Raw genomic sequence first — 14,951 nt, 5'->3', positions numbered from 1 at the left:
TCACCTCCTCGGGTCTCGGGCAGGACCGGCGGCCGGTTCCGCGACCGCCTCCCCGGCGGGCGCCGCGGGGGCGGCGGGGGCGGCGCGGCGGTCCTCGCCGGGCGCCCTCAGCAGGTCCTCGAACAGGGCGCGGTAGTGCACCATCGCCTGCCGCAGCTCCTCGGTCGACGCCTCGCCTGCCGCGGCCTTCCCGCCGATGGCGTGCGCGCTGCGGTAGTGGTCCAGCGTCCGGGCGTGCTCCACCGACAGGTGGGCGATCTGGTCCTCGAAACCGCGCGTCGGGTAGCCGCGCTCGCCCATCACCACCCGGACGAGGTCGTCGGCCTCCTCGACGGCCTGGACGGGCGCGTCCACGAACCGCTCCTGGACGCCGACCCACCGCGCGCGGAACTCCTCGCGGCGCTGCGGCTCCCGCTCGCGCAGCTCCAGCTCGCGGTGCTTGCGCTCGCGGCCGAGCAGGTCCTCCTCGGCGGCCGCCCGGCCGCCGTGGCGCTGCACGGCCCGGTCGTACTCGGGGCCGAAGCGCCGCCGCAGCCGCCGGGTGCGCGCCCGGGTCCGGCCCAGGAACGCGACCGCGGCGACCGCGGCGGCGACGATGATCACGGCGATGACGACCATCACCACGGTCGACATGTCATCCTCCAACGTGCGTCGGATCGAACGACACGCCGATGCCCGGGTAAAGGGCGGTCAAACGGGCGAAGCAGGTGGTCGGCCCTTACTACCGGCCGCCACCTGGGAAAACGCACGCAAGCGAGCCGATGCGCCGCGCGCCGCCGTACCCGGCGGCTTGCAGGAGGTGCAGGCCGCGCCCGTCCCGCCGGTACGCGCACGCCACCCGGACGTCCAGGCGCCGCAGCGCCTCCGCGACCTCCGCCGGGGCGGGCTTCTCGCTCCGCGCCGACCGGACGGCCGCCGACAGCAGCTCCCGGTCGTGGATCGCCCGTTCCGGCGCGGGCAGCATCGACAGGTAGTGCGAGTTCGGGTTCACCGCGTGCGTCTCGGTGGTCAGCAGCGGGACGAGCCGCATGTACCGGCCCGGCATCAGCACGATCCCGCCCGGCCCGGCCGCCTCGACGACCTCGCGCGCCGTCCCCAGATGGGCCGGGTACGCCTTCCAGGACGGCCGGTCCGCGAGCACCGACCCGTTCGACTCCGCCCAGACCGGGGTTCCGCCCACGACGATCGCGGCGGCCAGGACGGCCGCGGGCGCGCCGGCCGCGGCGGCCCGCGCGCCCCGGCCGGAGATCCGCGGGCGCACCGCGCCGGGGAGCCGCACGGCGGCGAGCAGGCCGATCAGCGCGGGCGCGGGCACCAGCCACATCGTCCGCCACAGCACCTGCCCGGCGCCGGTGACGTCGGCGGCGAGCGCCAGCACCCCCGGCAGGATCAGCAGCGTCAGCAGCGCGGCGGCGCCCCCGCAGATCAGCGCGGGCACGCCGGGCCGGACCGTCCACGGCCCGAGCCACAGCGCGCACCCGGCCAGCACCCCCAGGGCGGCGTACAGCAGGACGGCCCGGTAACTGGCCGGGGCGTCGTGGACGGTGCCGTGCACCGACACGCTGTCGTACAGCAGGATGACCGCGAGGCCGGCCGCGACCGGGTACGCCATCGCCGCGCACGCCGCCAGGCCCGTCCGGACCCGTCCGGCGACGACGAGCGGCGCGGCCGCCGCGAGCACGACCAGCGACACCACGAACGCGGCCGTCGAGGTCAGCCCCACCGCCGCGACGCCGGCGGCGCCCAGCAGCACGAGGTCGCGCCGGGTGCGCCGTTCCGCCCAGTGCGTCAGATAGGCGAACAGCAGCGGGACGAGCAGCGACACCAGCACCGCCTTGCCCTGCCACATCCGCAGCAGGTGGAACGAGCCGAGCGACGCCGGGCTCAGGCCCGTCCACAGCAGGTAGACGACGCCGACGGCGAGGCAGAGCGCGGCGCGGCGCGGCGCCCACGCCCGCACGAGGCGCCACAGCGCCCAGACCGCCAGGAACGTGACCGCCGGCAGCAGCACGTACCAGACGAACGACGCGCCGGGCACGCCGAGGATCCGTGCGAGCGCTCCGGCGAACACCTCGATCGACGACACCGGGGGCTCCCCGGCGATCGGGTCGGTGGCACCCCGGGTGAAGATGACGTCGTTCATGGGGATGCGGCCCGTCTCGGCCGTCGCCACCGACCGGGACACGAAGTAGGCGTCGTCCCCGTCGGAGTTGAGGACGAACAGCGACGCGACCGCGAGCCCGGCCCCGGTGAGCAGCGCGAGCGGCGTGCCCCACCGGGCGGCCTCCTCATCGCCGCGGTCCCCGGCTTCGCCGCGTGCCCCGTCCCCGCGGGGCCGCCCGCCGCCGTCCCCGTCCGCGCCCCCGGCCCGCTCGGCGGGGCGGCGCAGCAGCGCCGCCGCGGTCGCCGCGACGCTGACCGCGCCCGCCGCCCACGTGCACCACCACGGGACGCCCTCCCCGTGCAGGCCCGCGCTCGTCCCCGCCGCCACCGCGGCCGCGACGGCGACGCCCGCCAGGACCCGGTGCACGGCCGCCGCCGCGACGCGGTCGTCCCACAGCGGGCGTCCCGCCGGGAGGCGGAACCACACGGCGGTCCCGGCCGCCGACACCGTCGCCCAGCACGCCAGCATCGCCCAGGTCGGCGGCTGGAGCGCCAGGCACACGTGGTAGACGACGGTCCACGCCGCGAACGCGAGCACCGCCGCGTCGACGAGCCCGTCCACGGCCCGCGTGACCCGTGTCCACGCGCCCGGTCTCCGGCCCCCGGCCGCGCCGCGGCCGTCCCCGGTCCCCGGTCCGGCCACGCGGTCCCTCACCTCGGTCATCCCTTGTCCCCGATCCGTGCGTACCTCCGGTGCCGGGTCGGCACCGGGCCGCTTCCGCGATGCTTCAGAGACGCGGGTGCGGGGCCCGAAGTTGTCCGCGCCGACGATCTTGGCGGATTCCGGTCTGTTTCCGTTCCCGCGACCGTCCGCTCCATGCGCGGGCGGACACGCCGCGTCTCCCGCTAGTACTTGCCCGAAGGCCCGTCCGCGTTTCAGGGGGCGTTGGTTTCGACGGATGTACGAACCCGGTGGGGACCGGGCGCGGGTCACTCGGCGGCGAGCGCCTCGGCGGATCCGACGGCGCCGGACGCCCCGGGCTCCGCGGCCCCCGGAGCGCCGTAGGCGTGCTCCCCCCGGTACAGGCCCGCCAGGACGTCCTCGATGCCGGCCTCCCGCAGCGCGATGTCGCGGACGTCGTGGTCGTGCGCGATCGCGGCGACGACCGCCGCCGCGTTGGTCGACCGGGGCAGCCGCAGCCACTGCCGGGGACCTTCGGTCCGCTCGGCCGCGACCCGCTCGGGCCCGGCGCCGTCCACCGTGATCGGCGGGCCGGGCCGGGCCAGCTCGACGACCAGCATCCGGTCGGCGTCCACGGTCCGGCGCAGCTCGCCGAGACCGCCGTCGAACGCCAGCCGCCCCCGGTCGATGATCATGACGCGGCGGCAGAGCCGCTCGATGTCGCCGAGGTCGTGCGTGGTCAGCAGGACCGTGGTGCCGCGCTCGGCGTTCGTCCGGGCCAGGAACTCCCGGACGGTGGTCTTGCTGACGACGTCGAGGCCGATCGTCGGCTCGTCCAGGACGAGCACCTCCGGATCGTGCAGCAGCGCCGCGGCCAGGTCGCCCCGCATCCGCTGGCCCAGGCTGAGCTGCCGCACCGGCGTGTCGAGGAACGGGCCGAGCTCCAGCAGCCCCGTCAGCTCCGCGAGCCGGGTCCGGTGGGCTTCCGGCTCGACCCCGTAGAGCCTCCGGACGAGCGCCAGGCTGTCGCGCAGCGGCAGGTCCCACCACAGGGTGGTGCGCTGCCCGAACACCACCCCGATCCGGCGGGCGAGGGCCGTGCGCCGCCGCGACGGGTCCAGCCCGCACACGCGCAGCGTCCCGGACGAGGCCGTCAGGATGCCCGTCAGCATCTTGATCGTCGTGGACTTCCCCGCGCCGTTCGGGCCGAGGTACCCGACGAACTCGCCCCGCCCGACGGTGAACGACACGTCGTCCACCGCCCGCACCGCCGTGCGGACGCGCCGGCGGCGGCCGTCGCGCCGCGCGCGCACCGTGAACGCCTTGCCGACCCGCTCGGCGACGATCATCGCGTCGCCCTCTTCGTCCCCGCCCATCCCGTTGCTCCCTCCGCCGTCTCGCCCGGTCGTTCCGTTCGTTCGTTCCGCTCGGCGGGCCCGGCCCCCCGGCGCCCTAGCTGCCCGTCGACCGGTAGCGCCGCAGCCCCGCCCGCCACGCGAGCGCCGCCGCCGCGCACACCGCGAGGGCGACGGCGGGCGACGCGAACCGCGCCGCGTCCGGCAGCCCCAGCGGATCGGGGCGGTCCAGGACGTACAGCGCGGGCTGCCAGTTCACGAAGGCGAGCGGCACGACGAACGTCGCCCCGCGCACGAGGTCGCGGGCGAACATCGTCGGCGGGTACTGCGTCAGGAACGCGCCCCCGTAGGTGATCGCCTTGGTGGCCCCGTGGCTCTCGACGAGGAAGAACTGCGCCGCCCCCACGACCACCCACAGTCCCGCGAAGATCGCCGCGCCTGCCGCGATCATCAGCGGGACCATCGCCGCGCGGCCGGGCGTCCAGTCCGCCTCCAGCCGCGGCAGCGCGAACGCCAGGACGAGCAGGGCCGGGACGAGCTTGCCGACGCGGCGGGGCGTGAACTCCTCGGTCGCGACCTGCACCAGCGGGCTCACCGGACGCACGAGCATCGCGTCCAGCGTCCCGTTCCGCACGTGCTCGCCGAGCCGGTCGGCGGTGCCGAGGACGCAGTCCGACAGCGCGAACGCCAGCGCGGACGTCCCGTACAGGAACAGGACCTCCTCCGCGCGGAACCCCGCGATGCTCTCGGCGTGCGCGAACAGCAGCACGATCGCGAGCGCGTCCAGCCCGGTGATGGCCGCCGTCGCGACCACCATCAGGACGAGCGACACCGGGTACTGCGCCGCGGCCCGGACCCACGTCCACGCCAGCAGCGCGTACATGCGCACCTCGCGCGTCACCGGATCAGCCACCGTGCACCACCAGCTTCCGCCGCGCCGCCCGGGTGAGCAGCGCCCCGCCCGCGAGCAGCAGCGCCGCCCAGCCCGCCTGGAACGCCAGCGCGGCCGGGACGTCCGCGCCGAGGCCGCGGCCCAGCCACACGTCGGCCGGCACCTGGATCAGCGCCGACCACGGCATCGCCGCCGCGACGTCGCCGAACGCGCCGGGGAACGCCACCAGCGGCAGGATCATCCCGGAGAAGAACAGCGACATCACCACCGCGACCGTGCTCAGCCCGCGGTCGTCGTGCAGCCAGAACGTCCCCAGCGCCACCAGGTAGCGCAGCGCGAACCCGACGAGGAACGCCAGGACGAGCGACACCGCGAACGCCGCCGCCGCGGCCGGGCCCGGCCACCGGAACGGGAACACCAGCGCCCCCGCCAGCAGCGGCGGCCCGCCGCGCAGGAGGAGCGCGGCCGCCGCGCGGCCCAGGTCGTCCGCGAGCCACCACGCCTGGAGGCCCACCGGACGGTGCAGGTCGATCGCCACGTCGCCGTCCCGGATCCGCCGGCTCAACTCCATCCCGCCGAAGATCTGGACGGGGCCGATGAGCGCCTGGGTGAGGAAGCAGAAGGTGACGGCGTCGGCCGCGTCGTAGCCGCCGAGGCCCGGCCGCGCGTCCCACAGCGCCAACAGGACGTACGCGCGGATGAAGCCGAAGACCGTGTTGGTGACCGCTTCCGCTGCGGATGCGAGCGGATACGCGGTGTGACGGCGGTAGCCGTACAAGTAGACCCAGGGGAGAACGCCCACTTGCCGAGAGCCTAGAGGTCGCGAAACGCCGGGGCCACAGGTTTCGCGAGGACGGGCCGGAACGGGCGGCGCGCCGGGTCCGGGGACGGCCGGGCCGCGTACGCGGCCCGGCCCGTGGTGCCGTCGAGAATGTCCCGGGACACGGAAAGGCCCCCGCGGGTGTAGGGACGCGGGGGCCTTCCGTGGGGGAGGAAGGTTCAGCCGGCGAGGATCAGTGGAACTGGCCCTCTTCCGTGGAGCCCTTCAGGGCGGTGGTCGACGAGTCCGGCGCGATCGCGGTGCTGACCATGTCGAAGTAGCCGGTGCCGGCCTCGCGCTGGTGCTTGACCGCGGAGAAGCCCTTCTCCGTCGCGGCGAACTCGCGCTCCTGCAGGTCGACGTAGGCCGTCATGCCCTCGCGGGCGTAGCCGTGCGCCAGGTCGAACATGCCGTAGTTGAGCGCGTGGAAGCCCGCCAGGGTGATGAACTGGAACTTGAACCCCATGTGGCCGAGCTCGCGCTGGAACTTGGCGATGGTGGAGTCGTCCAGGTGCGCCTTCCAGTTGAAGGAGGGCGAGCAGTTGTAGGCGAGCATCTGGTCCGGGTACTCGGCCTTGACCGCCTCGGCGAACTTGCGGGCCTGCTCCAGGTCCGGGGTGCCGGTCTCCATCCAGATGAGGTCGGAGTACGGCGCGTAAGCCTTGGCGCGGGCGATGCAGGGCTCGATGCCGTTGCGGACCCGGTAGAAGCCCTCGGCGGTGCGCTCGCCGGTGATGAACTCGCGGTCGCGCTCGTCCACGTCCGTCGTGATCAGGGTCGCGGCCTCGGCGTCGGTCCGCGCGATGATCAGCGAGGGAACGTTGGAGATGTCGGCCGCGAGACGGGCCGTGTTCAGGGTCTTGATGTGCTGCGAGGTCGGGATGAGGACCTTGCCGCCGAGGTGGCCGCACTTCTTCTCGGAGGCGAGCTGGTCCTCCCAGTGCACGCCCGCGGCGCCCGCGGCGATCATGCCCTTCATCAGCTCGAAGGCGTTCAGGACGCCGCCGAAGCCGGCCTCGGCGTCGGCCACGATCGGGGCGAGGTAGTGGGTGTCGCCCTCGCCCTCGGCCCACTGGACCTGGTCGGCGCGCAGCAGCGCGTTGTTGATGCGGCGCACGACGGCCGGAACCGAGTTCGCCGGGTAGATGCTCTGGTCCGGGTAGGTCTGGCCCGCCAGGTTGGCGTCCGCCGCGACCTGCCAGCCGGACAGGTAGATGGCCTTCAGGCCGGCCTTCACCTGCTGGACGGCCTGCATGCCGGTGAGCGCGCCGAGCGAGTGGACGTAGTCCTCCTCGTGCAGCAGCTTCCACAGGCGCTCCGCGCCGAGGCGCGCGAGCGTGTGCTCCTCCTGGACCGACCCGCGGATTCGGACGACGTCCTCGGCCGTGTAGGTCCGCTCGACGCCCTTCCAGCGGGCGTCGGTCTCCCACTGACGCCGCAGCTCCTCGGCTGCGCCCTTGAGGCGACTGTCGCTCATTGTTCTGCCCTTCCGTGTCGTCCCCTGGGTGCTTGGAGACGACTATGCCCCGGTTCGCCAGGCTTAATGAACTCGTGAGTAACAGAAGAACTGCGAAATTTCCGCTAATATGAAGCCGTGACGACCTTGCAGCCAGAAGAACCCCTCAACTTGACGAGCGACGTAGACCTCGTCACCTTCGGGCAGCGGCTCCGCCACCTGCGGCGCGCCCGCGGCATGACCCTCGCCGACCTCGGCGAGCGCGTCGGACGCGCCCCCTCCCAGCTCTCCCTGCTGGAGAACGGGCGGCGCGAGCCCAAGCTGTCGCTGCTGCAGGCGCTCGCCGCCGCGCTGGAATGCCCCGTCGAGGAGCTCCTGCGCCGCCAGCCGCCGAGCCGCCGCGCCCAGCTCGAGATCGCCCTGGAGGAGGCGCAGCGCGACCCCCTCTACCGGACGCTCGGCCTGTCGCACCTCAAGGTCGGCAAGCGCATGCCGAACGAGGTCATCGAGCACATCCTCGCCCTCTACGGGGAGCTGAAGCGCAGCCGCACCAAGCCCACCGCGAGCCCGGAGGAGGCCCGCAAGGCCAACGCGGAGCTGCGCCGCCAGATGCACGAGCGGGGCAACCACTTCCCCGGCATCGAGAAGATCGCCGCGCAGACGCTCGACGCCGTCGGCTACCGGGGCCGCGCCGTCTCGCAGGGCACCCTCATGTCGCTGGTCGGGCACTTCGGCTTCAGCCTGCAGTACGTGCAGGACCTGCCGCGCTCGGTCCGGTCCGTCACCGACCTGCGCCACCGCCGCATCTACCTCGAGCGCGAGCAGCTCGGCATGCACACCCCCCGGACGATCCTGCTGCAGACCCTCGGGCACATCGCCCTCGACCACGACCAGCCCCGCGACTTCGCCGACTTCCTGAGGCAGCGCGTCGAGGCCAACTACTTCGGCGCCGCGATCCTGATGCCCGAGCGCAGCGTCGTCCCGTTCCTGCAGGAGGCCAAGGCCGCCCGGGAGCTCTCCGTCGAGGACCTCGCCGACGTCTTCTCCGTCTCCTACGAGATGGCCGCGCACCGCTTCACCAACATCGCGACCCACCACCTGGGCCTCCAGCTGCACTTCACCAAGAACGACGAGAGCGGCACGATCTACAAGGCGTACGCCAACGACGGGCTGGAGTTCCCGCAGGACGAGGACGGCGCGATCGAGGGCCAGCGGATGTGCCGCCAGTGGGCGGGCCGCCACGTGTTCGGCGCCGAGGACCGCTTCTCCGTCTACTACCAGTACACCGACACCCCGAACGGGACGTACTGGTGCCTGTCGCACATCGACCCCAGCCACGAGCGCGACTTCGCGATCACGCTCGGCGTCCGCTTCGAGGACTCCCGCTGGTTCCGCGGCCGGGAGACGACCCGCCGGGTCAAGTCGGCCTGCCCGGACGGCGACTGCTGCCAGCGCCCGCCCAAGGCCCTCGCCGACCGGTGGGAGGGCATGGCCTGGCCGTCCGCCCGCGCGCACTCGCACGTCCTGTCCGTCCTCCCGCCCGGCGCCTTCCCCGGCGTGGACGACCGCGACGTCTACGAGTTCCTCGACCGCCACACCGACTGACCTCCGCCGCCCCGGCCGGCGGCCCGGATTCTTTTTACGATGGCGCACGCCCCTGCACGGCAGGGCGATTGGTCCACTGTCGTCCCGACAGGGAATGATTTGGGGTGTCCGGTGTGCCTTCCGGGGGATGTCCGGTTTTCAGAGCTCGTCGTCGGAGGGAGAGCGCGTGCTTCCTGAGGTGGCTTCGTGGCTGCGCCGCCGCACGAGCACGGCGGAGGACTGGCCCCCGCACGTCCTGCTCGCCGCCAAGGGGACGAGCAGGATCAGCGTCGTGCTGCCGGCGCGCGACGAGGAGGCGACCGTCGGGACCATCGTGGAGTGCATCCGCGGCGACCTGGTCCGGCGCGTCCCGCTCGTCGACGAGATCGTCGTGATCGACTCGCGGTCCACCGACCGGACGGCCGCCGTCGCGCGCGCCGCGGGCGCGCGGGTGGTGGCGCAGGACTCGGTGCTCCCCGCCCTGGGCCGCATGTCCGGGAAGGGCGAGGCGCTGTGGAAGTCCCTCGCCGTGACGTCCGGGGACATCATCGTGTTCGTGGACGCCGACCTGCGCGAGTTCACCTCGTCGTACGTGACCGGGCTGCTCGGGCCGCTGCTGACGGACCCGTCCGTCGGCTACGTCAAGGCGTGCTACGACCGGCCCCTGGTCGACGGGCGGCGCAGCGTGGAGGGCGGCGGCGGGCGGGTGACCGAACTGGTCGCCCGCCCGCTGATCAACATGCACTGGCCGCTGCTCGCGGGCGTGATGCAGCCGCTCGGCGGGGAGTACGCGGGACGCCGCGCGCTGCTGGAGCGGCTGCCGTTCGTCACCGGCTACGGCGTGGAGATCGGCCTGCTGGTCGACATCTACCGCGACTCGGGGCTGGACGCCATCGCGCAGGTCGACCTCGGCCGCCGGGTGCACACCAACCAGGGCACCGAGGCGCTCGGCGTCATGTCCGGGCAGATCATGGTGACCGCCTGGTCGCGGCTGGAGCGGCACGGCCGGATGGTTCCGCTGGGCGCCCCCTCGACGGCGCTCACCCAGTTCCGGCGGTCCGCGGACGGGCACGATCCCCGCACGGCCGACATGGGCGTGGGGGAGCGCCCGCCGATGATCGAGGTGCCGGGCTACGCGTCGTCCCGGCCCGTCACGCCGGGCCGCCGCTGACTCGGGCACGCTCTCCGCGCCCTTCTCCCCTGTGACTCCGGCCACCGTGTTACCCGCGGTAACGCCGGGTGGTGCTACCGTGGGTAACACAGGCTTATTGGAGAAGGGGTCAATTGGCATGACGAGTGTGGAGACGGCGCCGTTCTCGCTGGAGCCCAGCGAGGACGTGCGCGAGGTCAGGGATTGGGTGCACGAGTTCGCCCGGGACGTCATCCGTCCCGCGGCGGAGGAGTGGGACGAGCGCGAGGAGACCCCCTGGCCGCTGATCCAGGAGGCGTCCAAGGTCGGGCTGTACTCGCTCGACTTCTTCGCCACCCAGTGGCTCGAGCCGACCGGGCTCGGCATCCCGGTCGCCTTCGAGGAGCTGTTCTGGGGTGACGCCGGCATCGCGCTGTCCATCGTCGGCACCGGCCTGGCCGCCGCGTCCGTCGCCGCCGTGGGGACCCAGGACCAGGTCGCCGAGTGGGTGCCGCAGATGTTCGGGACGTCCGACGACGTGCGGCTCGGCGCGTTCTGCGCCTCCGAGCCCGACGCCGGCAGCGACGTCGGGTCGATCCGCACCCGCGCGGTGTTCGACGAGGCCAAGGACGAGTGGGTGCTGAACGGCACCAAGACCTGGGCGACGAACGGCGGCATCGCCGACGTCCACGTCGTGGTGGCGTCCGTCCATCCCGACCTGGGCAGCCGCGGCCAGGCCAGCTTCATCATCCCGCCGAACACGCCCGGCCTGCGGCAGGGGCAGAAGTTCAAGAAGCACGGCATCCGCGCCTCCCACACCGCCGAGGTGATCCTCGAGGACGTGCGCATCCCGTCCGGGCTGATCGTCGGCGGCAAGGAGAAGTTCGACGAGCGCATCGCGCGGGCCCGGGAGGGCAAGAGCTCCAAGGGCCAGGCCGCGCTGAAGACGTTCGAGACCACCCGCCCGTCCGTCGGCGCGATGGCCCTCGGCGTCGGCCGCGCCGCCTACGACTACGCCCTGCAGTACGCGCGCGAGCGCGAGCAGTTCGGCAAGAAGATCGGCGACTTCCAGGCGATCGCGTTCAAGCTCGCCGACATGAAGACCCGCCTGGACGCCGCGCGCCTCATGGTGTGGCGGGCCGCGTGGATGGCCCGCAACGGCAAGGACTTCGAGAACGCCGAGGGCTCGATGGCCAAGCTCGTCGCCAGCGAGATGTCGGTGTACGTCACCGAGGAGGCCATCCAGATCCTCGGCGGCAACGGCTACACCCGCGAGTACCCGGTCGAGCGGATGCACCGCGACTCCAAGATCTTCACAATCTTCGAGGGCACGTCGGAGATCCAGCGCCTGGTCATCGGCCGCACCGTCACCGGCCTCCCGGTCCGGTAGCGGCGGCGCGGAGGTGGGACGGCCCATGATCGGCGCGCGGGCGAACCCGGGGCGGCCGCGCCCCGGCGGTGCCCTCACCGGTGCCGGGACGGCGGTGTTGTCACCCGGTAACACCCCCGATACGGTTCGGGGCATGCCCGACCGTCCCGGCCGATTCCGGTCACCCTGCCGCCGTCCCGCCCGCGGGCCGGGCGTACGGTGAACGGATCATGACGGGCACGGCGGGCGGCGGACCGGGATCGAGGCGCGATCCCGGCCGCCGGCGCGCCCTGCTGGAGGCCGCCGACCGGGTCATCCAGCGGGAGGGCCCCGAAGCGTCCATGGCCGCGATCGCCGCCGAGGCCGGGATCAGCAAGCCGATCCTGTACCGGCACTTCGGCGACAAGAGCGGCCTGTACCAGGCGCTGGCCGAACGGCACATCCGCCGGCTGATCGGGACGATCCGGGACGAGTTCTCCCGGGACGATCCGATCCGGCAGCGCACCCGGTCCACCATCGACGCCTACCTGTCGACGATCTCCAAGAACCTCAACCTGTACCGGTTCCTCATGCACCGGGCCGGGGCGGAGGACGCCGCCACGCACAGCGTGATGAGCACGATGATCCGCGACCTGAGCCGGGAACTGGCCGAGGTCATGGTCGCCCAGGGCGAGATGACGGACCGGACCCGCGCCTACGTGTGGGGCCACGCGATCGTCGGCATGGTGCAGACCGCCGGCGACTGGTGGCTCGACCACGACGCCGAGGTGCCGAGGGAGGCGGTGGTGGACGGCCTCGCCGACCTCATCCTCGGCGGGCTGCCGGCCGCCGCGACCGGCGCCCGCGCCCAGCAGTTGTTCAGCGTCCGCCACGCCATGCGCAGCCGCACCCCGAGGGACGCCTCGTCCGCACCGTGCCCGCTGACGTCGCCGATGATCGCGTGGACCGTCCCGTCCGCGGTCTCCACCGTGTCGTGGAAGTCGCCGCCGAGCAACGCGCGGTCGCGGCCCGGCCGGTAGCGGGTGCAGTGCCGCACCGACCCGTCCTTGAGGATCGGCACCGGCAGCAGGCCGCGCTCCAGCCGCGCGTTCTCCCGCGCCACCACCCGCGCCTCGACGAGCTGCTTCTCCGACTCGTCCGCCCGCTTGCGCTCGATCGCGTAGCTGATCGCGCGGCTGAGCAGCGCGCCGTCCACGTCCTGCTTGACCAGGTAGTCCTGCGCGCCGGCGGCGACGGCCTCCACGCCGACGTGCGTGTCGGCGAGGCCGGTCAGGACGAGCACGGCGGTGTCGGGCGCGTGGTCGAGCACCTGCCGCAGCGCGTCGAGCTCCTGCGCGTCCGGCAGGGACAGGTCGACGATGATGCAGTTCAGGCCCGGGTGGATCGCGTCCAGCGCCTCGGCGAGCGTGCGGGCCACCGTGATGTCGACGCCCGGTCGGACCTCCGTCAGGAGCTCCTCGAACAGGAACGCGTCGCCCGGATCGTCCTCGACGAGCAGCAGGCGGAGGGAGCCTGTGACGCCTAGCAGACGTTCGGCGCCGCGACTGGGCATCGCGGTCATGGCTCAGCTCCTTAGCCCCAGGGGGAGGACTCGGCGAACAGGCTCTTCCTTGCAGTCGAGCAAATATTAGAGGCAGTGCCCGCGAGTCCGGGACACCCCCGTAACGATGGTGCCCCCCGTGCCACTACCTCGTGACGGAACACACACCTGGCGGACGGAGGAGCCCACGGTGGCGGACGAAGCCCCCGATCAGGACGCCGACCGGCGGCGGTTCACCGCGATGTACGACACGTGCAGGCAGCGCGTGTGGGCGTACGCGGCGAGCCGTGCCGGGCGGCAGGTCGCGGACGAGGTGGTGAGCGAGACCTTCACGGTGGCGTGGCGGCGCCTGGCCGACGTGCCCGACCCGCCGCTGCCGTGGCTGCTCGGCGTCGCGCGGAACGTGCTGCGCGCCGACCACCGGGCCGAGGCCCGGCGCGCGGCGTTCGCGGCGGAACTGGAGCGCCGGGCGCCGCGGCCCCGCGGCGACGTCGGCGAGGAGGTGGCCGAGCGCCTCGCGGTGCTGCGCGCGATGGCCGCGCTGCCGGACGCCGACCGGGAGGTGCTGATCCTGGTCGCGTGGCAGGGGCTCGCCCCGAGGGACGCGGCCAAGGTGGTGGGCTGCTCGGCGGCGGCGCTGCGCGTGCGGCTGCACCGGGCGCGGCGGCGCCTGGTCAGGGCGGTCGAGGAGGGCGCCGAACCGGACCGGACGGGACCGGGGGAGCGTCCGCGAGTGGGGATCATCAGGGAGGAACTGTCATGAGCGACGTGCTGCGGACGCTGCGCGAGGCGCGCCCGGACGAGCTGGCCCCGGACGCTCCGGTCGACCCGGAGGTCCGGCGCGCCGAGCTGGCGCGGGCGATGGCGGGCGGCCCCGGCGGGGCGGCCGGGCGGGCGGTGCCGCTCCCCCGCACGGCGGCGCGCCGGTGGCGGCCGGTGTGGGGGCTGGGCCTCGCGGGCGCGGCGGTCGCCGCCGCGCTGGTCGCGGTGTCCCTGCCCGCGGCCGACGACGCGGACCCGGGCGCCGGGACGTCCGTCGCCGGGGGCCCGGTCCGGACGCTCGACGCCGGGACGGTGCTGCTCGCGGCCGCCGCGAAGACCGAGGCCCGGCCCGCCGGGGCGGGCGCGTTCTGGCGGGTGGCCAAGGTCGACACCCGGTACTACGAGGTGGGCGAGCCGGGGGCGCGGTACACGATCGCCGTCGGCTCCGAGCACGAGTCCTGGACGCCGCGGGAGCCGGGGGGCGAGGTCCGGTCGCGGCAGCGGGAGCTCGGGGCGCGGGCGGCGACGCCGGCGGACGCGGCGGCCTGGCGGCGCGCGGGGTCGCCGTCGGCGTTCTCCGTCGAGGTGCCCACCACGCCCGGCGGGGGGAAGCTGAAGCCGCTGCGGGTGACGACCGCGCCCGGCCGGGTGGAGACGTCCAGCTCCCCGCTCGTCGACGGGGACAAGGTGTTCTGGCTCGGCCGGAACGTGACGATGAAGGACCTGCGGGCGCTTCCGGCCGACCCGGCGGAGCTGAAGGCCGAGCTGCTGCGCTGGTACGAGGGGCACGACACGGAGTCGTCGTCCCGGCCGATGGAGGCCGACGCGTGGCTCTTCCGGACGTCGGTGGGGCTGGTGACGGACATGCCGGTCGAGCCGCGGGTGCGGGCGGCGGCGTTCCGGATGCTGGCCGGGCTGGAGTCCGTCGAGGGTGCGGGCGAGGTCACGGACTCGCGGGGCCGGACGGGCCAGGGCGTGGCGATCGACGAGGACACGCCGCTCGGGACGATCCGGCACCGGCTCGTCATCGACCCGGCGTCCGGCCGGGCGCTGGCGGACGAGCAGGTGCTGCTGAAGCCCGCGGCGGGCGTGGAGCGGGCCGCGGGAACGGTGCTGAGTTCCGCCGCCGTCACGGCGATGGAATGGACGGACTCGGCACCGCGCTGATCTGTTCCGGGCATCGGTAATCGCAGGGGCGGTGCCTCGGCCACCGGCCGGGCGCCGTCCCTTGGCGCGTCAACTCTCGCGGCCGCTCGCGC

Annotated in this window: 11 protein-coding genes and 2 pseudogenes; 6 read left to right on the top strand and 7 right to left on the bottom strand. The window is 74.0% G+C overall.

From position 1 onward, the window contains the following. From H505_RS47025 to aceA, 6 genes are all read right to left on the bottom strand, one after another. Positions 1–633 (bottom strand): hypothetical protein, encoded by a 633-nt coding sequence (locus H505_RS47025; protein WP_064743792.1) that lies wholly within the window; start codon positions 631–633, stop codon positions 1–3. Between the two features lie 88 nt (positions 634–721). Beyond that, a complete protein-coding gene (locus H505_RS0138400) occupies positions 722–2,827 on the bottom strand; it encodes a DUF6077 domain-containing protein (protein WP_026406210.1) in 2,106 nt (701 codons plus the stop codon). A gap of 266 nt (positions 2,828–3,093) precedes the next feature. Continuing rightward, positions 3,094–4,161 (bottom strand): ABC transporter ATP-binding protein, encoded by a 1,068-nt coding sequence (locus tag H505_RS47020; protein ID WP_157433277.1) that lies wholly within the window; start codon positions 4,159–4,161, stop codon positions 3,094–3,096. Positions 4,162–4,237: 76 nt separating this feature from the next. Beyond that, positions 4,238–5,023, bottom strand: coding sequence for an ABC transporter permease (locus H505_RS0138390; protein WP_157433287.1), 786 nt, complete (start codon positions 5,021–5,023; stop codon positions 4,238–4,240). Between the two features lie 22 nt (positions 5,024–5,045). Continuing rightward, on the bottom strand, positions 5,046–5,834 hold the full coding sequence (locus H505_RS0138385) for an ABC transporter permease (RefSeq protein WP_026406208.1): 789 nt from the start codon (positions 5,832–5,834) through the stop codon (positions 5,046–5,048). 211 nt (positions 5,835–6,045) lie between these two features. Continuing rightward, the gene (aceA, locus tag H505_RS0138380; protein WP_026406207.1) at positions 6,046–7,329 is read right to left on the bottom strand and encodes an isocitrate lyase; all 1,284 of its coding nucleotides are present in this window, start codon (positions 7,327–7,329) and stop codon (positions 6,046–6,048) included. A 150-nt stretch (positions 7,330–7,479) separates the two neighbouring features. On the opposite strand from aceA, the gene H505_RS0138375 reads away from it, so the two are divergent. From H505_RS0138375 to H505_RS47015, 4 genes and pseudogenes are all read left to right on the top strand, one after another. After that, positions 7,480–8,913, top strand: coding sequence for an XRE family transcriptional regulator (locus H505_RS0138375; RefSeq protein WP_026406206.1), 1,434 nt, complete (start codon positions 7,480–7,482; stop codon positions 8,911–8,913). 166 nt (positions 8,914–9,079) lie between these two features. Continuing rightward, on the top strand, positions 9,080–10,063 hold the full coding sequence (locus tag H505_RS0138370; RefSeq protein ID WP_026406205.1) for a glucosyl-3-phosphoglycerate synthase: 984 nt from the start codon (positions 9,080–9,082) through the stop codon (positions 10,061–10,063). 118 nt (positions 10,064–10,181) lie between these two features. Beyond that, positions 10,182–11,411 carry an acyl-CoA dehydrogenase family protein gene (locus tag H505_RS0138365; RefSeq protein ID WP_026406204.1) on the top strand — a complete coding sequence of 410 codons (1,230 nt, stop codon included), beginning with the start codon at positions 10,182–10,184 and terminating at the stop codon, positions 11,409–11,411. A gap of 209 nt (positions 11,412–11,620) precedes the next feature. After that, a pseudogene (locus H505_RS47015) lies at positions 11,621–12,226 on the top strand (TetR family transcriptional regulator); the annotation flags it as partial. Between the two features lie 368 nt (positions 12,227–12,594). Here H505_RS47015 and H505_RS52880 read toward each other — a convergent pair. Then, a pseudogene (locus tag H505_RS52880) lies at positions 12,595–12,942 on the bottom strand (response regulator); the annotation flags it as partial. A gap of 178 nt (positions 12,943–13,120) precedes the next feature. On the opposite strand from H505_RS52880, the gene H505_RS47010 reads away from it, so the two are divergent. Together H505_RS47010 and H505_RS0138345 are read left to right on the top strand one after the other, a co-directional pair. Next, positions 13,121–13,693 (top strand): RNA polymerase sigma factor, encoded by a 573-nt coding sequence (locus H505_RS47010; protein WP_233617730.1) that lies wholly within the window; start codon positions 13,121–13,123, stop codon positions 13,691–13,693. Beyond that, on the top strand, positions 13,690–14,859 hold the full coding sequence (locus H505_RS0138345; protein WP_026406202.1) for a CU044_5270 family protein: 1,170 nt from the start codon (positions 13,690–13,692) through the stop codon (positions 14,857–14,859). Before H505_RS47010 ends, H505_RS0138345 begins: the two co-directional genes overlap by 4 nt. Positions 14,860–14,951: the final 92 nt, after the last annotated feature.

It is taken from the genome of Actinomadura rifamycini DSM 43936 (genome assembly GCF_000425065.1).
Classification (GTDB): domain Bacteria; phylum Actinomycetota; class Actinomycetes; order Streptosporangiales; family Streptosporangiaceae; genus Spirillospora; species Spirillospora rifamycini.
This window is presented reverse-complemented; position numbering and strand designations above follow the sequence as displayed.